This window comes from Rhizobium sp. 25PS6, assembly GCF_032464655.1.
Lineage (GTDB): Bacteria > Pseudomonadota > Alphaproteobacteria > Rhizobiales > Rhizobiaceae > Rhizobium > Rhizobium laguerreae.
Genome location: NZ_JAWDIV010000023.1, coordinates 46,729 through 70,441 on the forward strand (window position 1 = coordinate 46,729; position 23,713 = coordinate 70,441).

The 23,713-nt window shown below is 56.3% G+C and carries 21 protein-coding genes; 9 read left to right on the forward strand and 12 right to left on the reverse strand.

The features are described 5' to 3' along the window. Positions 1-33: 33 nt before the first annotated feature. From RWK44_RS28145 to RWK44_RS35075, 6 genes are all read right to left on the reverse strand, one after another. Positions 34-1,809: a hypothetical protein gene (locus RWK44_RS28145; RefSeq protein ID WP_316029708.1), complete on the reverse strand. Its 1,776-nt coding sequence runs from the start codon at positions 1,807-1,809 to the stop codon at positions 34-36. A gap of 148 nt (positions 1,810-1,957) precedes the next feature. Beyond that, complete coding sequence (locus tag RWK44_RS28150; RefSeq protein WP_158474345.1) at positions 1,958-2,812, reverse strand: phosphoadenosine phosphosulfate reductase family protein; 855 nt, start codon at positions 2,810-2,812, stop codon at positions 1,958-1,960. Beyond that, positions 2,802-6,254: a hypothetical protein gene (locus RWK44_RS28155; protein ID WP_316029709.1), complete on the reverse strand. Its 3,453-nt coding sequence runs from the start codon at positions 6,252-6,254 to the stop codon at positions 2,802-2,804. The genes RWK44_RS28150 and RWK44_RS28155 overlap by 11 nt, the downstream gene beginning before the upstream one ends. Continuing rightward, a complete protein-coding gene (locus RWK44_RS28160) occupies positions 6,247-7,197 on the reverse strand; it encodes a DUF4007 family protein (protein WP_316029710.1) in 951 nt (316 codons plus the stop codon). Before RWK44_RS28160 ends, RWK44_RS28155 begins: the two co-directional genes overlap by 8 nt. Further along, a complete protein-coding gene (locus RWK44_RS28165; RefSeq protein WP_316029711.1) occupies positions 7,190-8,383 on the reverse strand; it encodes a cysteine desulfurase family protein in 1,194 nt (397 codons plus the stop codon). The genes RWK44_RS28160 and RWK44_RS28165 overlap by 8 nt, the downstream gene beginning before the upstream one ends. Further along, positions 8,376-8,684, reverse strand: a complete 309-nt coding sequence (locus RWK44_RS35075; protein ID WP_410056143.1) for an XRE family transcriptional regulator — start codon at positions 8,682-8,684, stop codon at positions 8,376-8,378. Before RWK44_RS35075 ends, RWK44_RS28165 begins: the two co-directional genes overlap by 8 nt. 153 nt (positions 8,685-8,837) lie before the next feature. Here RWK44_RS35075 and RWK44_RS28170 point away from each other — a divergent pair, with 153 nt between their 5' ends. Continuing rightward, complete coding sequence (locus RWK44_RS28170; protein WP_316029712.1) at positions 8,838-9,470, forward strand: poly-gamma-glutamate hydrolase family protein; 633 nt, start codon at positions 8,838-8,840, stop codon at positions 9,468-9,470. 18 nt (positions 9,471-9,488) lie between these two features. Then, a complete protein-coding gene (locus RWK44_RS28175) occupies positions 9,489-10,643 on the forward strand; it encodes a hypothetical protein (protein ID WP_316029713.1) in 1,155 nt (384 codons plus the stop codon). A gap of 217 nt (positions 10,644-10,860) precedes the next feature. Here RWK44_RS28175 and RWK44_RS28180 read toward each other — a convergent pair whose 3' ends face one another. The 3 genes from RWK44_RS28180 to RWK44_RS28190 all read right to left on the reverse strand — a co-directional run bounded on the left by RWK44_RS28180 (position 10,861) and on the right by RWK44_RS28190 (position 12,885). Beyond that, positions 10,861-11,292, reverse strand: a complete 432-nt coding sequence (locus RWK44_RS28180; protein WP_316029714.1) for a PIN domain-containing protein — start codon at positions 11,290-11,292, stop codon at positions 10,861-10,863. Further along, positions 11,292-11,591 (reverse strand): hypothetical protein, encoded by a 300-nt coding sequence (locus RWK44_RS28185; RefSeq protein WP_316029715.1) that lies wholly within the window; start codon positions 11,589-11,591, stop codon positions 11,292-11,294. The genes RWK44_RS28180 and RWK44_RS28185 overlap by 1 nt, the downstream gene beginning before the upstream one ends. 154 nt (positions 11,592-11,745) lie before the next feature. Beyond that, positions 11,746-12,885 (reverse strand): ROK family transcriptional regulator, encoded by a 1,140-nt coding sequence (locus tag RWK44_RS28190; RefSeq protein WP_316029769.1) that lies wholly within the window; start codon positions 12,883-12,885, stop codon positions 11,746-11,748. A 99-nt stretch (positions 12,886-12,984) separates the two neighbouring features. Between RWK44_RS28190 and RWK44_RS28195 the strand changes: the two genes are divergently transcribed. The 6 genes from RWK44_RS28195 (at position 12,985) to RWK44_RS28220 (ending at position 19,533) form a co-directional block, all read left to right on the forward strand. Beyond that, positions 12,985-14,358, forward strand: coding sequence for an ABC transporter substrate-binding protein (locus tag RWK44_RS28195; RefSeq protein WP_316029716.1), 1,374 nt, complete (start codon positions 12,985-12,987; stop codon positions 14,356-14,358). Between the two features lie 69 nt (positions 14,359-14,427). Continuing rightward, entirely contained in the window at positions 14,428-15,339 is a 912-nt protein-coding gene (locus RWK44_RS28200; protein WP_316029717.1) for a carbohydrate ABC transporter permease, read from the forward strand. Beyond that, positions 15,339-16,403, forward strand: a complete 1,065-nt coding sequence (locus RWK44_RS28205) for a carbohydrate ABC transporter permease (RefSeq protein WP_316029718.1) — start codon at positions 15,339-15,341, stop codon at positions 16,401-16,403. The genes RWK44_RS28200 and RWK44_RS28205 overlap by 1 nt, the downstream gene beginning before the upstream one ends. 5 nt (positions 16,404-16,408) lie before the next feature. Continuing rightward, entirely contained in the window at positions 16,409-17,521 is a 1,113-nt protein-coding gene (locus tag RWK44_RS28210) for an ABC transporter ATP-binding protein (RefSeq protein ID WP_316029719.1), read from the forward strand. Positions 17,522-17,533: 12 nt separating this feature from the next. Then, entirely contained in the window at positions 17,534-18,256 is a 723-nt protein-coding gene (gene ugpQ / locus RWK44_RS28215) for a glycerophosphodiester phosphodiesterase (RefSeq protein ID WP_316029720.1), read from the forward strand. Continuing rightward, complete coding sequence (locus RWK44_RS28220; RefSeq protein ID WP_316029721.1) at positions 18,256-19,533, forward strand: metallophosphoesterase family protein; 1,278 nt, start codon at positions 18,256-18,258, stop codon at positions 19,531-19,533. The genes ugpQ and RWK44_RS28220 overlap by 1 nt, the downstream gene beginning before the upstream one ends. 576 nt (positions 19,534-20,109) lie before the next feature. Here RWK44_RS28220 and RWK44_RS28225 read toward each other — a convergent pair. From RWK44_RS28225 to RWK44_RS28235, 3 genes are all read right to left on the reverse strand, one after another. Next, the gene (locus RWK44_RS28225; RefSeq protein ID WP_316029722.1) at positions 20,110-21,408 is read right to left on the reverse strand and encodes a DUF6602 domain-containing protein; all 1,299 of its coding nucleotides are present in this window, start codon (positions 21,406-21,408) and stop codon (positions 20,110-20,112) included. 113 nt (positions 21,409-21,521) lie between these two features. Beyond that, on the reverse strand, positions 21,522-21,809 hold the full coding sequence (locus tag RWK44_RS28230; RefSeq protein WP_316029723.1) for a hypothetical protein: 288 nt from the start codon (positions 21,807-21,809) through the stop codon (positions 21,522-21,524). Between the two features lie 561 nt (positions 21,810-22,370). Beyond that, entirely contained in the window at positions 22,371-22,670 is a 300-nt protein-coding gene (locus RWK44_RS28235) for a hypothetical protein (RefSeq protein ID WP_316029724.1), read from the reverse strand. Positions 22,671-23,405: 735 nt separating this feature from the next. On the opposite strand from RWK44_RS28235, the gene RWK44_RS28240 reads away from it, so the two are divergent. Then, positions 23,406-23,708: a hypothetical protein gene (locus RWK44_RS28240; RefSeq protein WP_316029725.1), complete on the forward strand. Its 303-nt coding sequence runs from the start codon at positions 23,406-23,408 to the stop codon at positions 23,706-23,708. Positions 23,709-23,713: the final 5 nt, after the last annotated feature.

The following is a 23,713-nucleotide window of genomic DNA, read 5'->3' on the forward strand; positions in this document are numbered from 1 at the left end:
GGGTGATCATTTCGCGGAGGTGGGGGAAGGGTCTCAAGCAAAGTTCACCTCGATCACATCATCCACGGGCTCACCCTCGCCGTTGAGGCTAAGGATTCTGAAGCTCAGGTCTTTGGTTTCTTCCATGGGGCGAGACCGCGAGAATGCCGCCAGAATGGCACTTTTGAACGCGAGAATGTCCTCATGACACTCTTTGGAAAAGCTGCCCGGCAGTGCACCGCCGGCAACCCGCATTAAAAATTCATAGCGGACAAGGTTTAGTTTCAGTCCGATTTCGACACCACTATCGATCTGCACGATCAGGGTTGGTAGGCTTCCATCCCGAAGCTCGATCCGCTCATGCCGCCGGGGCGCGACGCTTATCCGCTCAACCAGGATTTGACTAAGACCTGCGGCTGAACCTGATAGTCCCGCGGCTATCAAGAGCTCTCTGTCGGTCGTCACCAGCATACCGGTGAAGATCCTGTTGAGGCCATTCACCAGACGCGCGGTGATGGACCGGTTTGCCTTTCCAACATCTCGAAGCGGTTTGACAACGTCCCGCAGGAACTCGCCAGCGTGACGAAACACGGTGAGATCCCACAGCCTCAAATCGTCAGATTGATCGTCGCCAATCTGAAAGAAAATAGCGCGGCGTTGAGCCTGCAGGCTATTCAAAAAGGGATGTTCGCCTTCCTGTGTCGCGTCCGGTCGTTCAAGATAATCATTCCGTAGCGCCGATAGGTCATCCAATGCTTGAGTAGAGAAGGCTCCGACCACAAGGCTTTCGTAGTAGGGCCGCAATGTTTCATCGGATGGGCCGAAGACCAGGATATTGTCGATCCGGTTTGTGGTTTCATCGCCTATGCCGAACCGATTGAGGAACTCGAAAATTTCCAGGCTTTCTCGCCGGGCGGATGTCAGATTGGCGCCGAACAGGTTTTGATGGATGTCTGCGATATGAGCCTTGCCTGCGCGCACGAACGGCCTGATATCTGAGGGCGACATCAAACGATCTTTCGCAGACGGGTGGCCAAGCAACATGTTTGCGATCAGCAAAAGGACCCGCCGAATTGGCGTATGGAGTTCGTTTAGGTCCATCAATTCGAACAGCTGCCGCAACCGCGATTTGAACTGCGGAGATGATAGAATCTCGAAATTGCGCCGGATTGGACAAATCTCCGAGAAGAAGCCCTCGGCTTCCTGTTCTGCATAAGCCGCCGCCCAACCAGGATGGGCGATAATGGCTTTGAGCGTCAGGTCGATGATCCTTGCGCATGAAACTGCACTCAGATTGAAAAATGCCACGTCACCCTGACTGGCGGGCTGTCCTTCGACCAAGCAGGCCTCAAGCAGCTCGTAGCTCTCTTGCGATAGCGGCACTTCTGCAGACCTGCGCCACGTGTCGAGAAGTTGCCCGTCATTAGCTGCAACAACGAAGATCCAGTCCGGGTCCGCTGAAAAGAAGCTTCTATTCACCTCCTCTAGCAAGGCATTCTTGCCCTCCCAGATCCCATAAGTCCCTTGCGAAGGGAGGGCCGTCAGATCACGGATGATCCCGACGGTTCGAACGCGGCCGGCTATCTCGGCGGTGATTTCCTGATAAATTTCGTTGGCAGTCCAATCATCGGAGCTTCCACCCAATTCAGTCCACAGCCGGCCGCAAAGCCGGCTTTTTCCATCGCCCGCGGTCCCGGTCAAGATGATGGAACGGGCGCGTTCAGCAGCCTTGGAAACCGCAGAAAAAAGATCCGTCTCAAGCGGATGCACGAAATCCAAGGCGTCGACGTCGTATCGACGTGCAGACCGACGAATTTGCTCGTCGTACATGTTGTCATTTCTTGAGATTGGTCCGTACTGCCGCAAGAAGCGAACCCATCGGCCCCCCAGCCCATTCATGCTATTCGCTCCCCTAAAGCATTATCTCAATCTTCGGCTAAAACGTCTACCATCCATTCATGCTATAAAACGATGGACCTCAAATAGAGCAAACAAGACAACCGTCTCGCAGATGACTGTCGTCTTCCACTTCAAGACCGCCCAACGTCTCAACAAGAGACAGCGATTTGCGATTGGCTCTTTTCTTGGCTTGGGATTTCTCCCAGTCGGACTTGATCCTTGCAACACGCTCCGGCATTGCGAGCTGACGCAATGACTCGCTCTGGCACCAGAAGAACTGCTCACCAAACTGGACAGCGCGTTCTTCGTATTCCATCGCCAATTCGAAGTAAGTCGGATGCGTCTCCAGCAACCGGACCCATTCAATTTTCTGTTGGTAGAAGCAGAAGTAGCATCCTGACCGCGACCTGCCCCAATCCATATAGGGCGGAAGACCAAGGCCCGAATCTTCCAGTATGGAGATGATGTCAGCTCGCACCAACCCATCGTCCTGAAATGGATAGACGGCGAGGATGTTGGGCTTTGTGCTGATGTAGCCGGTGCGATTTTCATCTGCCCGAAGGCCGACGTAGTTTATGACAGGTCCGTCGCCCACATATGTCTCGAAAGGCTTTAACTTGAGCATCTTGGTGCACCACCGACGGTGGTTCGACGGCAGCATGCCACGATAAACGGTCAGCCAATGATCGAAGCTGTCGGTTGGAGTTGTGCGGACAATCGGCTTTCCCAAGATTGCTTCTAGGCGACCGATATAGTCGTAAGTCTCCGGAAGTTCTTTATCTGTGTCATGGAAAATGTACTCAATGTCCGGCACGCGATCGCGCAGATAAATGGCAAGTGCCGCGCTATCTTTGCCACCAGACAGGCTTAAAATATGTCGTGGTTGCTCGTTGCCAAACGACGAAAAAATTTGTGAAGCGTAATCAGTTATCATTCTGTGTTCTCACGCTTGCCAGATTACTGGAGCTTTTGTCGTCCGCTGAAGTTTCTCTGATACGGGACAACTCTTGCCAGAGCAGACTTGCCAGGATCTGAATGCGTTGTGCATCCCCCTGGGGCAGCCAGTCGGTGAATGTTGCCATTTTCTTTTGATCGGCAGCATCAAGATCGACGGGATGGAGGACACGGACCAAGTCCCGTCCGTCGCCGCGAGTGAGGTTTAATCGTATAGCTTCGTTATCCGGGCGATCCTCCGAGGTCGAAAACGCCGTACTTTCGACCTTTGCGAAAAGCTCGGCCAGTGCAGCAATCTCCTCGGTGAACCTAGCCTCGTCTCCCGGCAGCCAACGGGCAGGTGGCTTCGAGACCACGAAGCTTGCCAGGGATTCGGCCCATGCATCGTCATGCAAGGCGGGGTCCCTCAAACGAAGTGCGAAGGCGCGAAGCCGCGGCTCTCGTGCTGCGAGCGAGACGCGAGCGCCGCGAGACGCGAGCGCGACTCGGTCGAATTTGTCCGGGTCTTGACCGGCTGCCTCGCTCGTTCTTTGGACAATGCGCGCAAGCAAGTTGGAATAGGTGTTCTGAAGCTCCTGAACCGCATCGCTAAAACGGTTGATGAATTCATCAACCGCGCTGTCATCGGCCTCATCGACCTGGAAAACCGGAAGACCGCAGGCATTCGGCAGATCGGCGAAAAGGAGTGTCGCGGGCTCGCGTGCCGAGAGGAGCGCGTCTCGCACGGCGATCGTTGTCGGCGGCAACCCTTTTGCCTTGCGCGTATATTCGGGAAGCTTGGCAGCAAACTGGCAAAGCTCGGTTACGACGTCCAAGAGAACAGGCTGACGACCCTCGATACCCGATGCGAAGAGGTGAGCCAGACGGGCAAATACGTTCGAACGCACCCCCTCGACGCTGCAAAGCTGGACTTCGAACGCCTGTGGCGCCTTGATCAAACGCAGGAATTCCATTGCGCCGAACTTCGGGAGAAAGGTCCCGTTTTCATAGAGCGCCAATTCATGTCCATGCACTCGCACCACAACCGCTAGCAAAATCGGTGAGAGCCCATCTCGAACGCCATATGGGCGGCCCGACATCCGAGCTAGAATGTCCGTGATCGCAATCCTGCAACCCTTTCCAGCCTTGATCATCCTGACGATCTCGGACAAGGCAGGTTGCAGATGGAGGGGATCGTTCGACGGCTGGGGTATCTGTAGCGCAAAGCCTTCGCCGTCCGGAATATGCAGCGCGCCCTTTTGAAGGACAGAAAGATACATCGATTTTTCGGGTGGAGCCTTGCGCTCGTCCATTCCCAGGAGCGGCATTCCGGGAGCCTTGAACAGACCTTCGATCAAACGCATACGAGCAGAAGCCGCGGCACTGCTAAGGACGTTGCGATTGATCAGTTCATTGGTAACCTTGGGGCTCGACGGGTAAAGGTCGGTGCAAAGTTGAGAAACGATTTTTGGAAGGTTTCCTGTCGCGTCAAAGGTCTTGCCGCCGTATAGCCATTCCAGGCCTGACTTGGCATTTATCTTCGTCAGTTCGGCGAACTGCGCAAGCAGGGCTTGGCGCGTGCGCGAGATCTGCCGTTTCACCTCCGCAGACGCGAAGTCATCGCTTGACAGGTCAGGCGTATTGGCCTCCACCCAGCGCCACACCATGACGTCGCGGAGATATGAGGCGAGCTGCCAGACAGGTGCAGGCACCGCCACCAGCGTCGATGGGTTCTCGGACATGAGTGGGGTGGCCGCAAGATCCCGCGCGATCTGCTGCTGGTCTTTATGGTCGGCGAGGGCAACGATAATAAGACCGTCCGCATTGGTAGGCTTGCTGGCACATTTGCCAACATCTTCCGCAGCCGTATACCGCAATTCGAAATACCGCATCGTGCCGGTTTCCAGATAGTGGCGGCGCGCAAGTACCATCTCGCCGTCCAGGATCCCAGAGAGCGCCGGGGCAACGGCCTCGACTTCACCAACCGCCCGCTTAGCGGCATTGAAGGAAGCCGACAGGTTAATGCTCGAGCTTGGCCAGAGGCGGTATACCCCAGATCCGCCACGCTCGAACAGGAGACCTTCGCGAACCAGAAGGTCGATCGCAGCAGTGACATCGCCGGTCCCTGACAAGCACGATGACACTGTCCGGTCGGTCGGCAAAAGATCGTCGGAATCGAGCAGGTTGAGCAGTCCGACCGTCTTCAGGACATTCAGTCCATCCATGTCGATCCCCACACAGCCATCAATCGTCGCGACGATACGCAGCCATTGGCTCTGGTAGTTTCCAGCCGATACGCGATGACCGAAGGAAGCGCGGACATAGTCGTAGAACCTGGCGGTATCGAACCAGCCTTCGCCCACCTTTGTCGAGGAAGCGAAAGCCTGCAATCCCATCGGTTCGCTTGACAGTAGGAAGCCGAACAAGGATCGTTCACTCTGACCGAAGCGCGAGAAAAACCGCACCATGACAGGAAGAAGCGCTGGGTGCAGCGGATAAAAGCGGGCGGGATCAATAGCAAAACCGCGGCCACCAAGCCAACCAACTTGTCCCGCCATCTCAAGAGCCGTGGTGGCCTGGTTCCTGACGAATGCAGGAAGCGCGCTCTCGTCAACACCCAGGGCGCCAGCAACCAGAGAAGCGGAATGAACCAGCGGCTGGTCGAACACAATTTCTTCGAAACGGCCCGCGACCTTATCCCACTCGTGGCGCAATGCGAGCGGAAGGCGCTCTGCATAGGCTTGAAAGCCCTGATGCAAGATTCCGATAAGCAGGAATGGCGTGGCATTACTGCGAGCAGCCATCTCGGCAAGCCGCTGCAGTGCAAATACATCTTCTTGGTCGGGGTTCAATGCCGCATGCTCAAGCAGCTTTCCCAGTTCGTCGATGATGAGCAGCAATCCCAGGTCACGCTCTGCTGCACGCTTCGTCAGCATCGAGACCAGTTGTTCCAATGCGCGAACCGAGCCGGTGGTTTCACAGGTAGCCAAAGCCACTTCAATCCGAGGGGTCAGCAAGTCCTCAAAATCAGGATGAAGCGTGCTCTCTCGAATGGCACGAGCAACAGCAGTTGCTATGCTTTCACGACTTCCTGTCACAAGAACGGGAAGAAAACGTCGAGCGGCGTCGCCAGAGCGCCAACCAATAGTCTTCGCTACCCGCTTTGCGTCCTTCGCCGAGGGGTTAGACAGAAGTCGAGCCAAGACCAGAGCCATCGAAGACTTGCCGACGCCATAGTCCCCGGTAATGCGCCATGCCCGTCGCTTTGACCCATCGCGGACGCTCGCAAGTATTTGGAGCAGCGCGTCTGCCATTGGAGGCGTGACGATATAGTTTTCGAGCGCGGACGCGTCCAGGAAGTCCTTTTCAAGTTGGACCGACCGAAGAAAGCGACCGGGGATCGAGAAAAACTCGGCGATTGTTGCAGCGTTCGTCTCAGCCATTGATATTCGCCTCGTTTGTATAAATCGTCCGAGCCTCAGCACTGATGGGAGCGTCGCGCGTCAAGAGGCCTTGGATTGCTGACGGCCGATACGCAAATCCATATCGTCCATCGAGAGAAAGGCTCTCTAGTCGCGCACGAACGTCTTCTTCCGGAAGCTTGAACGACTGCCCAGGTGCCCCTGCTGCCGAAAGAATATGCCGAATAGGGATTGTCTTTTCGCCGGGCGCGTTTCGCTCCCAGTAGTCCAGGATAGTGTAAGCGAAAAGATCGTTGGTGATGTCAGCTTTTGGTTCTTTCCGGAAAGCGTAGACCGCCTCCCAACGTCCGCCCTCCCCACGCCGCTCACCGGTCTGCTGCAGGAGGCGCAATTCCACGAGTGGCCCGTCCAGGGAATCTTCGATCCCCGACCTTGCACCCCGTGCTGAGAGATAGGTATGCAGAAAGACGTCCAGGTGTTGGCTCAGCGTGATTTCTGAGTGAGAATGCCCCAAGCGCTGGGATTGTCTTGCGAATGCTGCAAGGGCCTCAGTCCGAGAAAATTCCGCGTAAGGCCATGCCCCAAGCAAATAGTGCCATGCGAAAGGGGCAGGCGTCGCCGATGAGGAAAGGTTCCAGTGAAGAAGCCAGAGCGTCCTGGTGTCTTCCAGATAGGGATCGCAGCCTCCGGCTCCGAAGACAGTATGGGCAAGCTTGGTAAGCTGGTGTTTGCGTTCAGAGGTCGGGTGAGCAATGCCCATCGCGTCGATCCAGAAACGCAGCGAACGAACCATGTTCTTGCCGATGCCGAGCTCGACCATCGCAGCATCCTCGTCGTAGAAGATACTGGCATCTGCGGCAATGGCTCGGTATGCCTTCGGCAACCACGCATACCGGCATGCAAAGGTCTCGTGACCCGAAAATCGATAGCTTGGCTGACCTTCGGCCGTGGATATGTCAAACATCGAGAACTCCAGAAAAAGAACTGCGGACATCCTTGATAGCCTCAGCTATCTCGACGGCAGCACGCTCAACGTCGGCGGCTGTGGTTGTGCGGCCCAAACCAATCCGCAGGCAGCTGTCGATATAAGGGTCTGGCAATCGCATAGCCCTCAGCACGTGTGAGGGCTCCTGTGCGCCCGTGTTACACGCTGATCCTGTTGAAATCGAAACCTTGCCTCGAAGACGGTTCAAGACGACATCGTTGGGGGCCCCTGGCGCGGAGACGTGCAGGTTATGGGGCAGGCGTTCAGTTTGAGGGCCATTTACGATCAGCCCGGGAACCAAGGATTTTAGGCGCTCCTGCAACTGGTCTCGCAACTGCGCAAGCCGATGGCTTTCCGTCTCGCCTTCCCGCGCCATCAACTCGCAGGCGAAACCGAAAGCTGCGATGCCGCTGACATTGGGGGTTGGATGATGGGCGCCTTGAAGACCGAATATCGACGCATACTCAAAAACGCGAGAGATGAGTGCCCCGACGCCCTTCGGCCCGTAAACCTTGTGTCCGCTCAAGATGACATAGGCGGCACCAAGCTCCTCAAGATCCAGCGGCATCCGACCGATTGCCTGTGTGGCATCGATCAGAACATCCGCGCCGTATTCGCTTGCCTTTCGGACAATCTCGGCGATTGGATAGATCGTGCCGACTTCGTTGTTCGCAGCCATCACACAAACCAGATCGATGCCGCCGTCCAACACGCGTCGAAGGCTCGACAGGTCGATTTGCGCTTTATCGTCGACGTCGATCCACGATATCGACGCCATGCCCAGACGTTCAGCATGTAATGCGGTGTCGATGACGGCCTTGTGTTCGACACGGCTTATTGCGATCCGCAGCTGATCACGGTGAATTCCAATTGAATGGGAAATTGCAAGCTGGATTGCCTCTGTCGAGCCAGAGGTAAAATACACATCACGGGGTTCTGCCCCCAACAGCTGCGCAAGCCTATCTTTCGCCTGCGCGACGGCAGACGCCGCTCGTTCCCCGTGGGTATTTTCAACGCCGTTCGCGTTCCCGAATTCCTCCACCATCATGCGAACTGCAACGTCAGCGACCCTCGGATCAACTGGGGTGGTGGCATGATGATCGAGGTAAAGCGCCGTCCGCTGCGGTGCGGGGGCCTGCAGGCTGACCGAGATATGTTCATTCATCGAATGACGCCCTAATGGAACCCGGGTGTCCCTTGCGCGAATTGCGAACCGTAAGGTCGACATCGCAGCCAAGTTGAACGAGCCAGCGGAGGAGTTGATCTGTGCTCACGCTGTCGCTACGCCCAGACAAAATCTTTGAAAGCGTGGGCTGGTCCGTTGAGCAAAGCTTTGCGGCTCGCGTTTGGCTTAGTCCTTTGTCGGATACGACACGAGCAAGGACAGCCCGCAGGTCGGCGCGAACGACTTGGGATGCCTCCGCAGGTTGCAGTTCAGACGCGGAATCTATTGCAGAGGTCGTCATCACCGCTTATCCCAGATTGATTCGGCTGGCATTATGGGAAATTTTCCATAGGGACGGCAAGTGGAGATTGGTAGTGTAAGGGTAGATTCACAACTATTCGTCAGCCTTTATTGGGTCGGATATGCACGCTGACGTTGACAGCAGGGAGGGGAGATGGCTGAAGATCGGTTTAAATCATACCGGGGACTTGCGGCCGTTTACGACCGCGGCAACGATTTCGATATTACAACGAGAGTGGGTTCAACCCACCCTAGCGTTCTGATCATGGCGCCACACGGGGGAAAGATCGAGGCTCGCACCGGCGAAATTGCGGAGGCCACGGCGGGGCAGGACTATTCTTATTACTTGTTTGCAGCCAAACTGTCCGCGAACAATAAAGTGGAGATGCACATCGCGTCCGAGAACTACGATGTACCCGAGGCTTTGACTGCGGTTAAAACGGCGGAGCTCGTGATTGCGCTGCATGGCCGTTACGACGACGATGACCCTGAAAAGATTTGGATGGGTGGGCTGGATACAAGATTGTCGGAACATATTGGTGATGTGCTTCAGCGATCAGAGTTTCCAGTCCTTTTCGATCCACCGAAGTTCAAAGGGATACATCCCGAGAACATATGCAACCAGGGAATCAACAAAGCCGGGGTCCAGCTGGAGATACCCTTGTCGCTTCGAGACAATTTCAGAGGCGCACCGGCGCGCGAGGCTGCATTTGTCAGCAGTTTGAGAACCGCGATCGTCTCATATCTTCAAAAACTGGATCAGGAACGGGCTCGATCAAAACGATAGCCGTCGAGAAGCTGCAAAATGATAGATCTATTTGAGCCAAGGCTGCCTGAAGACAAACTCCATCCAAGCTTTTGCGAAATTAAGTCCAATCCGGACTATGCAAAGGTCATGCCTGTAATCCAGGGCTGGTCGGCTGGTCTACTTGGTCGAAAAGGAGAGGCGGAGAAATTCGTGAACGAATTTCAAACGACTTTCAATTCGTCAATGTGGGAGATCTACCTGAACAAGGCGTTGAGTGAATTAGGCTGTACCGTAGACTATACCAAGTCTTCGCCGGACTTTTTCGTCACCTCTGGCGGGACCTATGAATTCAACATCGAAGCTGTGATATCGGACCAACCTCTAGGCCAGGCCGGGGAGGGAGAGAGTGCACTGAACTTCAAAAACCGCTGCGCGCTTAAGCTTGCGGGAAAAATCAGAGACAAGTTGAGGCTCTACCGAGGCAGTGACGGCAAGAAGCATCCATACAACTCCCTGAGCCACGTTCGGGGAAGGCCGTTTGTGATCGCAATTGCGCCCTTCGATAGCAAACACTCTCTTTTGCAGAACAACGAGCTGATCAATCTCGTCCTGTTCGGGATTGGTTCGCCCGTAGTTGAGGGAGGCGTAATCAAACAAAACAAGGTGGCTTCTATCATAACAGCTTCCGGAGCGCCGGTCGAAATGGGGATCTTCACAAATGACTCCTTCAAGGAGATCAGTGCAGTAATTTTCTCGACTGTCGCGACATTTGGGAAAGCAGTCGTAGAGAGCAAGATCGAGAGACTCGTGAGGGCAACTCGCTATAGAACGATCGAGAAGGAAAGACTTCCCATCTCCTCACCCCTATGGCAGCTCGGAATCCACCGATTTCAGCTCGATAACTTTCACTACCTCCTGACCCAACGATGGGATTTCGGCCGCATTGTCACGGGGTCGGACATGTACATCCGGCATTCTAGTTTTCATCGGGAAAGCCACCTGGATGGGTTGCATCTTTACTTCAATCCATACGCGGAGGTGCCATTTGAACCGAGCTTCATGTGGCCAAATGAAGTCTCTCTGAACTATTATGATCCGGCGACTGACCAGTCGGACCAGATACATTCCGATCAGGCGCTCGTTTCCCGACAGGTTTTCGAGCCGAGCTTTTTCTGGATGCAACATCTCCTCAATAGCTATGGCTTTCTTTGATTTAACCTACTGCCTCACGTGAGGTCGTACGGACGACGTCGATGCTTCGTTGTCAGTGGAGCCGACCGGCGACCGGACTGCGCTGTCCCACCTCGACAAACCGCTCAGAGATCACGTCGCAAGAACCATGCGGGAAGAGTGATATTTCAAATACTTAGCGAAAACAGAGGATGGAGCGAAGGTTCGACCCCTTCCAAGGCGAAAATCTAGCAGTCGGTTAGATCGCGTTCGCTCGAATAGGGTTTATGATTTCGATCCCGTGAAAATCTCGCTCATTATCGGTGACAACAATGCAACCATTGGATTGAGCGACGGCAGCCACGATCGTGTCCAACGCACTTCGCGGGCGACCCGCCGCCTTTCCCTGCGCCATCAGTTCTCCCCAGATGAGAGCGGCTTTTTCGTCGAACGGAAGGACACGACCTGCGAAGAGTGATTGTGGCCCTTCAGTGCCCGCAAACCACTTTTCGAGAGTGGCTCGCTTTTTACCGAGCGGTTTTTCCAATATCCCTCGATGTATCTCGGCGACGGTAAGCGATGCGATGAATAAATCAGTGTCAGCTTGCTCGGCCATCCATGTCAAAAGTGACACTGACGGTTCTGGTTTCGTGATGTTGCTGAGAATGTTTGTGTCGAGCAAGTAGCGCATTACAGATCGATCTCACGACCTTCTTCGCGTGAGCGAGCTAAATCAAGATCTGCTCCAACAAGTGGCGAACGGCGGAGCGCCGCCAAAATCCCACCCTTCTTTGGCGGCTCACCGGCGAGCGTCTCGCTTACAACAGCGCGCAGGTTAGCTGCCTCGGGGCCATCTTCTGCCAAACGGCGCGCGAGTGATCTAATTAAGCTGCGATCACTATCACGTCCAAGTACCTCGAAACGAGCGAGACCGCGGTCGCCCAGGCGGCTTCTATAGTTCTGAATTGCACGTGTCTGTGAGCTGGCCACTGGACCCTCCATATGTTTCCAGTAATATAGCCAGACGCGCTACCTTCTGCAAGCAATATGACAATCTGACGTCTGACGCAAATAGCAAGGTCGGTTGGAAATGATAGCAGGACCACAGGTTCGGATCTTTTCAAGGCGGCAGACATGACCATTGCTAAATCACCTTAGTTCCTGGGCCGCTATGCAGGATCATTGCGGCCGCGCCGAAAGCGACGGCGTCGCTCGCCGAGATATCCGGAATGAGTATTTCAGGTTGAATGACCCGTGCCCCCTCAAACGGATTTGACGTCGAGAACTCAAGCCATGTTGCGAGCTTCTCCCGAACCATCCGGGGCAGCGTTCCACCAAGGTAGATCGCCGATGGTGCAAGAACGGCTGTCACCATGAAGGCGAGCCTGGCGAGTTCCAGCCCGGCTCTTTTCAGCCATTCTTCAAGCACAGTCGGGTTTGCTTGCAGATAGGCAGTCCATTGGTCCGAGGATCTGCCTTGCGGTATGCTACCTTGTTGCTCTTTGCACCAGGCTGCCAGATCCTCAAATGACGGGCGTGACAATCCGCGCGCACGAAGAGCGCCGATTTCGCCAGCATTTCCCAGATTGCCGCGATAGAGTTCCCTGCCGATGATAATGCCGGTGCCAATGCCCTCGGACAAATAAAGATACGCAAAATTGTCGTGTTCGGCGGCGTTGCCCAAGGCGAGCTCGCCCATGGCTGCGGCATTGGCATCGTTTTCGATCGTCACCGGGCAGCCCAGTGTCTCTTGCAAAGTGGAGGCAAGATCCGAGCCCGCCCAAGACACGACTTCCTCTGCAAGGTCGAGGATCGCCTCCCCCCGGCGGAACCGAGTCGGCATGGCGACACCGGCACCGATCAGCAGGCGTTCATCGATGCCGTTCGATGCCAGGAGCTCGGTCTTGAGACCCGCCAGGGTGGTTTGGATGTCGGAAAAAGTATCGTAAGGCCCGTCGAGCTGTTGCTCACCAATTTGTTTGCCGCAAAAATCGAGCAGCGTCAGTGTCAATGAGTAGCGATTTGCGTGCACCCCAAGTGCATATCCAATGTTTCCGTTGAGCATCAGGTCGATGTGAGGCGCGCCACGCCGACTGAGGCGCTTAGCACCTTCGATGACGATGCCGCGCTCGATCAGGTCGCGTGTCATCGTGCTGATGGCAGCTGGCGTAACGCCGCAAAGTTCGGCGATTTCTGCGCGCGACGCAATGCCTTTGCGACGTAGGTGCTTGAGCACCGCCGCTTGTGTGTTGCCGATACCGTCCAGGGGCCTTCGTTTGTTCAGCACCGGATTCGGTCCCTCCAAATTAATAATCTGGCGATGTCATAAATCAGTTACTTAAGCAACTTAATTAAACATCCATCTCCAACTGGATCGACAGCCATGACTAAACACATCACCTTTCTCGCCACCGTGGCGATCTCTGCCCTTGCCAGCGGATTTGCGCATGCCGAAGACATCACGATCAAGCTTTCGACGCTTGCTGAAAAGACGGCCCCGGCACGTATCACCAACATCGAAGCCGCCGCAGAGATCATGAACAAGCAGTTCAAGGCCGCCGGCGTCGACAGGCATATCGTAATCGAAGCCAACAACAGTTCCGTGAAGGGCTGGGACGATCTGGCGTTGGAAACCCTGAAGGCATTTTCGGTCGGTCAGGGCCCGGATATCTATGTCCTGCCGCACGAGTGGATTGGCCAGTTTGCAGAAGATGGCTACGCATTGCCGATGGATGAGCGGATCGCAGCTGCTCCTTGGGTTTATGGCGATATCCTGCCTGTGCTGTGGAATGCCGCAAAGGGCACCGATGGCAAGATCTACGGCGTGCCGCAGGATGCCGAGATTCGCATGTTCTTCTACAACAAGGACATGCTGCGCAAGATCGGTAAGGATGAGGCCTTCATTGAAGGTTTGCCCGCCAAGGTCGAGGCAGGCGAGTTCACGCTCGACGATTTGACCGCACTCTCCAAGGAAGTGGTGGACGGCAAGGCTGCGCAATACGGCATGCTGCATCGCCCCAATGTCGGTATCGACTACCTCATGGTCTTCCAGTCCTATGGCGTGAAGTTCATGGATGAGAAGACCGGCAAGCTGATTTTCCCGAAAGCCGAAATGACCAAGGCGCTCGGCTGGTACGAGCGCAACGCCAAGGAAGGTGTTACCCCGGTCGATAACACCGCCATGAGCTGGGAGGCCATTCAGGGTGCCTTCAAGCAGGAAAAAGCCTTCGTCTTCCATCAGGGCGTCTGGGCGGTTGCCTGGCAGGTTGGTGAGAAGAATGGTGCGACGTGGCCGACCGACAGGCAAGGCTATTTTCACAAGATTGGCTGGATCCCTGCACCGGCAGCGGAAAAGGGCGGCAAGCCCGCCAACCTCTCACACCCGCTGCTCTATACGGTCAACGCCAAGAGCCAGAATGCGGATATCGCTGCCGACCTCGTCGCGCTCGCCACCCTGCCGTATTTCAACAACGAGCATGCCGTGACGTCCTATCACACGGCGATCAGCAATGCGCAGACAGCTATGCCGAAATACAAGGACAATTGGGTCCTGTCGGCCGCGTCGCCGATGATGGCGCATGCCCAGTTCGTGCCGAACCACACCCAGTTCAGCAGTTACAATAAGGTCTTGTTCAGCGGCTTGCAGGCTGTAGAGACAGGCAAGATGACAGCAGCTGAGGCTGTCGAATTCATCGCTGACGAACTGGAACTTCAGTTCGGTGCCGATGTCGAAATCCGGGGCGCAGCTAGCAACTGAGTTGTAGCGCTCTTCGTGCCGCCCGGCCTGCTTGCCGGGCGGCACCTCTGTTTTCACAGGTCCTCAACAATGTCCCAATTCCAGCTTCGAGCGCACCGTCCGGCACGGCCGATGCTCTATCTTACGCCAGCCATCGCGCTGCTCGCGGTGTTTTTTCTCGCGCCCATCGTCGTCAATACGGTCATCGCCTTCACCGATATGGGTGCGAACCTGCGCGTCGGGCATTTTACGCTGCAGAATTTTGAGCGCATCGTCCAGCGCGATGCGCGAATGCCGATGGTACTGCTGACAACGCTGATCTACGTGACCGCGACCCTTTTCATCTTCAATATCGGACTTGGGGCACTTCTGGCGATAACATCGACCGCGATACCCGACAGGCTCGGCAATTTCTTTCGTGGGTTGTGGCTTTTGCCGCGTATGAGCCCGGCCGTGCTCTATGGCATTTTGTGGATATGGATTGCTGATCCGACACCGACCGGTTTGCTCAATCAGGTCACCGGCACGTTCGGTCTGCTGCCAATAAACCTGCGTAACGACTTTCCGCTCTTCCTCATCATTCTTGCCAATGGTGTCGTCGGTGCGTCCTTCGCCATGGTCATCTTGACCTCATCGATCCGCTCCATTCCCTCGCACGTTGCCAATGCGGCGCGTGTCGATGGTGCCAGCGAATGGGGTGTGTTGCGCCATATCGTGGCGCCAGCGCTTTCGCAGCCCATCCGCTTCATTACCATCTATCAGGCGCTTTCGCTGATGACGACCTACGAATACATCCTGCTCATCACAGGCGGCGGTCCCGTCTACGATTCCACGCCCTATGCCCTCTACATCTATCGCCGCGCATTCGAAAACGGTGCCTATGCCTATGGTGCAGCGCTAGCGCTGGGTTTGATGGTCATCGGCGTTGCTGTCACCCTCGTGCAATGGCGCGTCACCAACATGCGCTCCACTTTCACTGCCCCCAAGATCGAGGTGCTGTGATGACTCTTGTCCAGACCGACACCGCTTCTTCCGCCGATTGGCGACGCCTTGAACGCCGGGGTACCGTCAACAGAGCCGGCTTTCTGTCGGCAATCATTCTCTTCCTGACAATTATGTCCGTTCCGGTTCTGCTGCCTTACCTCTGGCTGCTGGTGAAGTCGCTGACCTTGTCGGATGATGCCGTCAGCCGGCTTGTCCTTTGGCGGACGTCGGCCATCGCGGGCGTTGCCTATCTCGGCGCGATTGCTCTTGCCCTTCTGGCGGACCGGTTGCTCAAACCTGCCCTTTCCTGGGCCGTGCTCGGCATCGTGATCGTCATTCTGGTGGCGATCTTCCTTGCTCCTCACATGACGATCGACAACTACCGCTTCCTGTGGGAGCGCGACATTGCCGGAACCGCCACCACCCGGATGGACCTGATGCCATCGATATGGGCGGCACTCGGAAGCTCGGTTGTCTTCGCAGTCAGCCAGACGGTGATCGTCACGCTTGTCGCAACGCCTGCAGCCTATGCGCTGTCGCGCTTCGCCTTTGCGGTGCGCGAGAGTTTTCTGCGTGGCCTGCTGATGCTCCACGCCTTTCCGGCCTTGGCGCTGACCGTCGCGATTTTCATCCAGCTTCACTATATGGGCCTGCTCAACAATCTGACCGGCGTGGTGCTGGTCATGAGCGCACTGGAACTGCCCTTCGCTATCTTCGTGCTCAAGAGCTTTTTCGACAATGTCCCGTGGGACATTGAGATGAGCGCGGTGACCGATGGGGCCACCCGCTCACAAGCATTTCGCATGATCGTGCTGCCGCAGATCCGCGGCGGATTGATCGCGGTTGCCACCTTCACATTCTTAAGAGGGTGGGAAGAGTACGTCTTCGTTCAGACGCTGCTCATCGACAAGAGCCAGATGACGATGAGCCTTTACCTCTTCTTCGTGGCACAGGACAATATGGGTGCGGACTACGGCATGATCGCCGCTGTCGGCATCATCTATCTGCTGCCTGTGCTGCTCCTCTACACCTTCACGCAGAAGTACATCACCCAGACGAGCTTCGGCGGGATAAAGGGATAATTGCCATGGCCAAGATCACTCTCGATAATGTCACCAAGAGCTGGGGCGAGACCCAGGTTCTGAAACCGATGAACCTGACCATCGAAGACGGCGAGTTCGTTGCTATCCTCGGGCCGTCCGGCTGCGGAAAGTCGACGACGCTGTTTCTTCTGGCGGGCCTCTATGCGCCTACGGGTGGACAGATCGCCTTTGACGGTCACAACGTCAACCGCATCGATGCGCGCGACCGCAATGTGGGCGTCGTTTTCCAGTCCTATGCGCTCTATCCGAACCTGACGGTGCGCGAAAACATCGCCTTCCCACTACGTTTCAAGAGCATGGAAAAGGAAGAGATCGCCAGCCGTGTGGTGGAGGCGGCAAACCTCGTGCAGATCAGCGCGCTGCTCGATCGTCGGCCCTCGCAGCTTTCCGGCGGCCAGCAGCAGCGCGTGGCTCTGGCCCGCGCGCTGGTGAAGGAACCTAACATTCTTCTGCTCGACGAGCCGCTTTCCAATCTCGACGCCACGCTGCGCATCACCATGCGTGCGGAGCTCAAAAGCATTCAGAAACGCCTCGGTTTCACCACACTGATCGTTACCCATGATCAGATCGAAGCGATCACTATGGCAGACCGGATTATCTGCATGAATGATGGCGAGATCGCGCAGATCGGCACGCCTGACGATCTCTATCGCCGCCCCAACAATTTGTTCGTCGCGGGTTTTATCGGGACACCGCCAATGAATCGCATGAAGGGCCATGCCAAAGGCCGTCAGTTGGAGATCGGCGGGGTGTCTTTCGATTTAACATCCGACCACACCGGCGACGTAACCTTCGGTTTGCGGCCTGAAGATATTACCCTCGTTTCTCGAGAGCGTGCGGTCCTCATAGGTGAGGTCATCGGTGTCGAGCCAATGGGTCGTGAAGTGTTTTACACGATCGCCACACCGGCCGGTCCGGTTCATGCACTCGAATATGGCGAAGCCGTGCGATATGCGCCGGGAGTGCAAATCGGCATCGCCTGCAAGCCGGATCTCACGTTGGTCTTTGACAGGGCCGGCAATCGCATCATTGGCCTTTATGCCGATCTCTCACATGACGTCGAAGCTCGTGCCAAGACGCTCGAACCGGCAAACTGACAGGAGTTTTCAGTGACCAAGATTGTATCCCATCGCGGTGCCAACATGTTTGCGCCGGAAAACACCTTTGCTGCCGCCGATCTCGCTTTAGAGCAGGGCGCCGACTATATCGAGCTTGATGTGCGCGAGAGCGCCGATGGCGTACTTTACGTCATCCATGACGAGACCCTGGATCGCACCACGAACGGCACCGGCCCGGTGGGGCATATGCTGTCGAGCGAAATCGACACGCTCGATGCTGGCACCTGGTTCGATGACAGGTTTAAAGGCGCCATCGTGCCGCGGCTCGATGCCTATCTGGAACATTTGCGCGGTCGCGCCGGCGTTTATATCGAATTGAAGTATTGCGACCCCTCCAAGGTTGTAGCACTTGTGCGCGATCTCGGCATGGTGCGCGGCACTTTCTATTTCTCTTTTTCAGAAGAAATGCGCCGCGACCTGCAACTGATCGCACCGGAATTCCGCAAGATGATGACGCTCAACATTGCCAAGTCGCCTTCGCTGGTTGGAGCCGTCCATCACGCTTCTATCGTCGAGATCACCGCCGAACAGATGCGCCGTCCCGGCATTATCGAGGCAAGCCGCAAGGCAGGTCTTGAAATCATGGTCTATTACGGGGGCGACGACATCGCAGTTCACCGCGAAATTGCAGCCGCCGGCGTCGATTACATCAATCTCGACCGTCCGGACCTGTTCGACGCCGCCCGTGGCGAACTGCGTGGAGTCGCTGCCTGATGAATATCGCAGTCGTCGCCGATGTTCACCTGCATGATCTCTACGGCGGCTACGGATGGGTGGAGGCGGGCAGTGGCCATATTGCCCTTCGCACCCTGGAAGACACGATGGCATCCACCCGCGTCTTCAACGAGAGTTATCCGGCATTTCTCGCCGTGCTGGACGATATCGTGCGGCGCGGCATTCGCGATGTCGTGCTATTGGGTGACTATTCCGATGATGGCCAGCTTGGCGCGGTGGCGGCGGTCAAGCGGATACTGTCATCTTACGAAAGCAGGCACGGCCTGCGCTTCTTCGCGACCTTCGGCAATCATGACTGTTTCGGTCCGGCGAGACGCCATCAGGCTAAATGGCTGACACAAGCGGATGGTCTCGTCCCTGTTATGGTCACGAGCGACGAGAGTATCGCAGCTCCCGCTGTTGTTCGGGGCGGCATGATCGGCATGTCCACTGCCGATGCGATAGAGGCCATGGCGCATTATGGCATCATGCGACCAGAAGGCGTGTTGCACTGGGAAACACCTTTCGGTGACCAGGACGGACTGGAGCAGTGTCGCTCCAAAGACCGCGATCCGGAATGCCTCGACGCGTCCTACCTCGTTGAACCGCAGGAGGGGCTCTGGCTTCTGATTCTGGATGCCAACGTTTTCCACCTGCTTGATGGCATATGGCAGGTCAGGTCGAATGCGGCATGGGATCATGTCTTGGCGCAGCGCCCCTATATACTGGACTGGATCGCCAACGTGGCTGAACGCTCGCGCCAGACGGGCAAGACGCTTCTGGCGTTCTCCCACTATCCCGTCTTGCCCCTGGCAACGACGGGTGAGGGCGGTTCGCAGCAGGCTGCTTGCATGCCGGGTTGGTCAAAACGCATGCCCTCGCTCGAAAGCGGTCGGCTGTTGGCGCAAGCCGGGATGCGCTGGCATTTCAGTGGCCATATGCATGTTGCGGGGCGTGTTGAGCTGTATGGTCTCACCAACATCGCTGTGCCCTCGCCGGCCGCTTTCCCGGGCGGCTATATGGTGGTTGGGGTCGCAGAAGGCCAACCAGCTATCGACCTGGTGCCTCCGACTGAGGTCCCCGGTTTTGATGTCGCGTTCGCAGCCTATCGTCAGCAGTCCTTCAGTGAAGCGCATGCCCAGTTCAAGGCAGCCATAAATGCGACCACTTATGGCGGATTTCTAGAGGCACATTTGAAGAACCTTCTTCGGAACAAGGCCCTGCAGGACGACTGGCCGGCGGAATTGCATGTCGATCTGGGCAGCACATCCGAATGAGTTCACGCGGTTGACCCCGCTATGGCAGTCGCTCTGAGTAAATTACGTTGTTTTAAAGGGCATGCCTTTCAGAATCATGGTCGAAGATTATTCTTGCGGCCGCAGGGTTGGCAGCTCCGGCCGATTCCCTGCCGAACGAGCGTTCCCTTACCATCAGATCAGAAACGCCGCCGCGAATGACACCGCCGAGCTTTCACGGCTTCGAGGGAGGAGCGACTTCCTGCGTCTACTCCTGGCTTGTATGTAGGCCGTAAGGCGGTGAGCGTTGGCGTCCTGCTGTTGGTTACGGAGGCAGCGTTGCCAATCGGTGGTTTAGGATGGCTTGTTCCAGATGAAACATGCGCCATTGCCCCGATGTTCAGAAGCCTACCGATGTCCGCCTGTCGGGTCTTTGAGACACGCGAGCCGTACTTTCCGCGGGCAATCGTCAGTTGCGGTCCTTTTCCTTGCGATGCTGCAGACGTCGAAATACAGCCCTCTCAAGGACAATAACCGACCTGCTCCTCACATCGTCCGGGTTTATGAGTCGCTCTCATGGTGAAACTGGTACCGGCAGCGACGCTAACCCGATGCGAGCTACTCATGAGTGCGCCGCTGAGCCATATATTTCTCAACCCAGCGCGTTAAACGGCCGGTATTGTTGTCGGCAGCAACGTAACGGCCGTCGGGCAGGAGAACGACCTCGCATTTCTTGGTTGTCAATTGCAGTATGTCGCCGTCACGCGCGACCAGTGTCGTCCGGCAAAGGGCTTCAATGAAGGTCTCGGGATCGTGCCCTTTTCCCAGGAGAAATTCCCGAAACCGGGGATCCGTGACAGCGATGTCGTCTCCACACAGTATCGTAACGACGGCATTCTGATCGTCGTCGAGAACGACCGGCGTCCATTCGTCGAAATCTGCACCTTTCAACTGTCGTGGTGTGAAGCTGTTCACGTGATACACCCAACCCCATTTTTCCGATCCTGGTTCCGCAGGTTGTGGCCGCGCATCGAGCAAGGGCGCCAGTCTTTCCAGCTCCAGATCCGAGCCGAAAATTGCCGAGACGGGATTGCTATAAGAAATCCTTGTCCAGATCAGCTCAAGAATGAGGTACGTCGGGTTGACGTGAGAGCTCGCGAGGATTGGCCAGAACCCGTCGTTACCAACGGGCGTGTACCATGGATGGCCGCTCAGTTTCACCAACGATACGCCGTCGCCAACGATTAGATTGGGAAGGGAAGGTGGCCCGAACCCTTGCTTGTTCAGATTGGCTCCAAGAAAGCTCGTAAATCCCTTCCGCAGGCCGGATTCAGTTGAGTAGCCGCCATAACCGAGTGTCACACGTAATGGTGCGATCTGGTCGGTCATGATGGCGTGCCAGATCAGTTGATGCGCACGTTGGTCTTTCGGCCATTTCCCTCTCGATGGGACGACCATCCCGGTGCACTCGGAAAAGACCCGCAGAGAAGGGCCCATCTTAAACTCACCCTCAAGGCCGGGCGTCTGGATCCAGGAACTGAAAATCGATGCGACGCCTAAAAGCTGATCGTATGCATCGGAAAGATCAGGCGCGAAGAGGTTCTTCTTCACTTCGAAAACGACAAGAACATCGCGAACATGCCATTGGAAAAGGCCATCCACAAATGGAACCGGCACGCCTTCGCCTCGCACGAGCATGCAATCGATTTGTCCGCTTGATCCACCGCTTCCATCAACGACAAAACCGCTCACGATCCTCAGGTCTAAGCCGTCTGGTATTGCCCTGTTGAGGATGTCTTTGGTAAGGCCCTCATACATCGCACCGATTGTCGGAGCGTGCCGAATATCGCTTTCGTCGAGGCGCACAGCTTCGGCCTGACGAAGTTCTTCGAGCATTTCACCAATCGATCGGATCATGGAACGTCTCTTGTTCGCGGCACGTTTGACTCATGGGCGCCGCCATGGCCGCCATGATCTCTGGTGAAGACTGGACGCCGACAAGCGGTCGGACATTCCGCGCTGAGCAACAGTTAGAACTCGGTCCCGCCGAAGTCGGGTAGGGGAAATCCCAACGAGCTCCAAATTCCCAACACACAAGCTGTTATTCCAATTCCGGATAGCAGCAGCCAGGTGGATGGATCGTTAGTCACATCGGTAAAACGGCGACGCGACGGTTCACGGTTGCTGTAAACTTGCTGGGATGGATGATCATCGATTGGTTGTCCCGAAGACGTCGGCGATCTGAAGCCGCCCTTCTTGCCCCATGCAATGGAAAACACCACAAGAAGTGCAATCAATCCAATAACAAAAAATGGCATGCGAGGTCCCTTTCTACAGCCATGACGACCTAACGTACCCAGGTAAATGGTAAGATAATAAAAGCAACAGATCCCAACGCTCCGAACCATTTGCCCGAGACCCTTAGAACGCGGAGCCATCGCTAGCTAGCGTGGCGGCCGATCGATTCTATCCGCCCGGAAACCGCCCAATTGCGACGTATCATCCGGCTACCGCGATGATTGGCCTACCACTCGTGGTCGGGCTCGACCCCGGAAAGTTCGGCATTTTGCGTCTCCTCCGTTTGCGGTGTGCAACAGTTTCACGCAGCGCCCGCGCTCTTCCGCTATGGCCTCTATCATCATCGCGACAGGATCATTCTGGCCGCTCACAAGGTGCCCCGCAGCAATGTTCCACGCCATGTTCTCCGCGTTCAATGCAAAGATGCTCGATTCTTTGTTCAAGGGTTTGTCCGTGCCGGGCGAACGACCGCGCAAGAAGCCTCCGGGTCATTGTACGAAGATTGCAGGCCAAGGCATCACGTAGGATGCGTGCTGCGGATTGGCGCTGGCGCCGATAACGTCATCGCCAAGTCGGATCCTTTACTTTATGTCGTCGGCCATCGCGTCGCTCCCTTGCGCGGCGCGTAGATCTTTATCCGTGATATGAAGCAGCATGGCGCCGGCCGCGCCTTCTCGGTCGTATTTTTCGCTCGCGATGCTCTCGAGCAAGGCTCTATGCCTTTTGAGCAATCCGACCGGACCGAGCGCGTCGGGATCGAACGCTTGCAACGTGCTGGCATAGATGTAGACGGTGACGGTCATTCCCTCGGACGTCTGCATTGGCCAGAACAGCCCGAGTTCCTTCGGCGCCGATGCGCCCTGCTTCCTGATAAGCGCCATTTCGTTTCCTGTATGCATTTCTGTTGATGGGGAGATCCGCTGCAGCGGGGGCTGCGAGAACCTCCCCGGTCCATCCGCTTGAGTCGGAAGGACCGTGCATATCTGCCGCGCCACGACAGGAAGTCAAATGATCCCCGCAACCATGGCCGATATGTTGGAGAAATGACGAAGGGCGCTCGACCCTTTTAGGGAGCGCCCTTCGGACCCGGACAACTTACGAACGCGCGACGAGCACCGCCGCTGCAGGCAGTTATCGATTACGGGCAGTGAGCTATAGATGGGATCAACGCTCCCTTGCGGCCCATCTCGCATGGGAGCATCAGGTCCGGCCTGCGGTCGAGACAGGCGTTCAGCCGGCTCCGCTTGTACCGGCGATCACGCGCTATGAGCGCAGCATTGAGGACGTGCCCAGCGAAAAGGCGATGATGCCGGCCATTGATCAGGGTTTGAGTCGTCGCGTCGGTGGCAGCGCGTTTTCCGCCATCCGGGCGAGGTTGCGGGCCGATTGCGCAGCGCGATCACCAAGAAGGGGGGCAATGGCAAGGCGATGGCGAAAGCTATGGCCGAACAGCCCAAGCGGTTCGGAGAGCTACATGGCAGATCCGGCCTGTTCGGTGACAACAAGCAGCGGAATGCGGCGCTACATTTGGCCAAGGCGGTTTCCTCCCACGTCGGGTACGCGAGCCGCCGCTTTGCCAAAACATCCTAGAGCGTCTCGAGGAGGACGGCCGTTCCATGTCCCTGACTTGCGAACTGATCGACGATGTCGGCCACGAGGCTATCCAGTTTCTGGAACAATCGCTCCGGGCTTTTGAATCGTTCGGTCATGGTAAAACCTCCATTCAGACGCTGTTGCCAATCCTTGTACGGCGCCAAAAGCTGGCCCGGAAACCGATCCTCAATGGCCGTCTCGGCCAAGCAGATTTTCGCAAACACGTCGCTGCTGGGTCGGGGCGAATATCGTCGCTTTCTTCTTCAAGTCACTGCATGGTTTCGAACAACTCGTCGCTGCTCATCTCCGCTGGCACCAATTCATGACCGAG

Bases quoted from the DNA above. Each gene is read 5' to 3' on its own strand.
- RWK44_RS28145 (WP_316029708.1), bottom strand. From the start codon at position 1,809: ATGTACGACGAGCAAATTCGTCGGTCTGCACGTCGATACGACGTCGAC.
- RWK44_RS28150 (WP_158474345.1), bottom strand. From the start codon at position 2,812: ATGATAACTGATTACGCTTCACAAATTTTTTCGTCGTTTGGCAACGAG.
- RWK44_RS28155 (WP_316029709.1), bottom strand. From the start codon at position 6,254: ATGGCTGAGACGAACGCTGCAACAATCGCCGAGTTTTTCTCGATCCCC.
- RWK44_RS28160 (WP_316029710.1), bottom strand. From the start codon at position 7,197: ATGTTTGACATATCCACGGCCGAAGGTCAGCCAAGCTATCGATTTTCG.
- RWK44_RS28165 (WP_316029711.1), bottom strand. From the start codon at position 8,383: ATGAATGAACATATCTCGGTCAGCCTGCAGGCCCCCGCACCGCAGCGG.
- RWK44_RS35075 (WP_410056143.1), bottom strand. From the start codon at position 8,684: ATGACGACCTCTGCAATAGATTCCGCGTCTGAACTGCAACCTGCGGAG.
- RWK44_RS28170 (WP_316029712.1), top strand. From the start codon at position 8,838: ATGGCTGAAGATCGGTTTAAATCATACCGGGGACTTGCGGCCGTTTAC.
- RWK44_RS28175 (WP_316029713.1), top strand. From the start codon at position 9,489: ATGATAGATCTATTTGAGCCAAGGCTGCCTGAAGACAAACTCCATCCA.
- RWK44_RS28180 (WP_316029714.1), bottom strand. From the start codon at position 11,292: ATGCGCTACTTGCTCGACACAAACATTCTCAGCAACATCACGAAACCA.
- RWK44_RS28195 (WP_316029716.1), top strand. From the start codon at position 12,985: ATGACTAAACACATCACCTTTCTCGCCACCGTGGCGATCTCTGCCCTT.
- RWK44_RS28200 (WP_316029717.1), top strand. From the start codon at position 14,428: ATGTCCCAATTCCAGCTTCGAGCGCACCGTCCGGCACGGCCGATGCTC.
- RWK44_RS28205 (WP_316029718.1), top strand. From the start codon at position 15,339: ATGACTCTTGTCCAGACCGACACCGCTTCTTCCGCCGATTGGCGACGC.
- RWK44_RS28210 (WP_316029719.1), top strand. From the start codon at position 16,409: ATGGCCAAGATCACTCTCGATAATGTCACCAAGAGCTGGGGCGAGACC.
- RWK44_RS28220 (WP_316029721.1), top strand. From the start codon at position 18,256: ATGAATATCGCAGTCGTCGCCGATGTTCACCTGCATGATCTCTACGGC.
- RWK44_RS28225 (WP_316029722.1), bottom strand. From the start codon at position 21,408: ATGATCCGATCGATTGGTGAAATGCTCGAAGAACTTCGTCAGGCCGAA.
- RWK44_RS28230 (WP_316029723.1), bottom strand. From the start codon at position 21,809: ATGCCATTTTTTGTTATTGGATTGATTGCACTTCTTGTGGTGTTTTCC.
- RWK44_RS28235 (WP_316029724.1), bottom strand. From the start codon at position 22,670: ATGGCGCTTATCAGGAAGCAGGGCGCATCGGCGCCGAAGGAACTCGGG.
- RWK44_RS28240 (WP_316029725.1), top strand. From the start codon at position 23,406: ATGTCCCTGACTTGCGAACTGATCGACGATGTCGGCCACGAGGCTATC.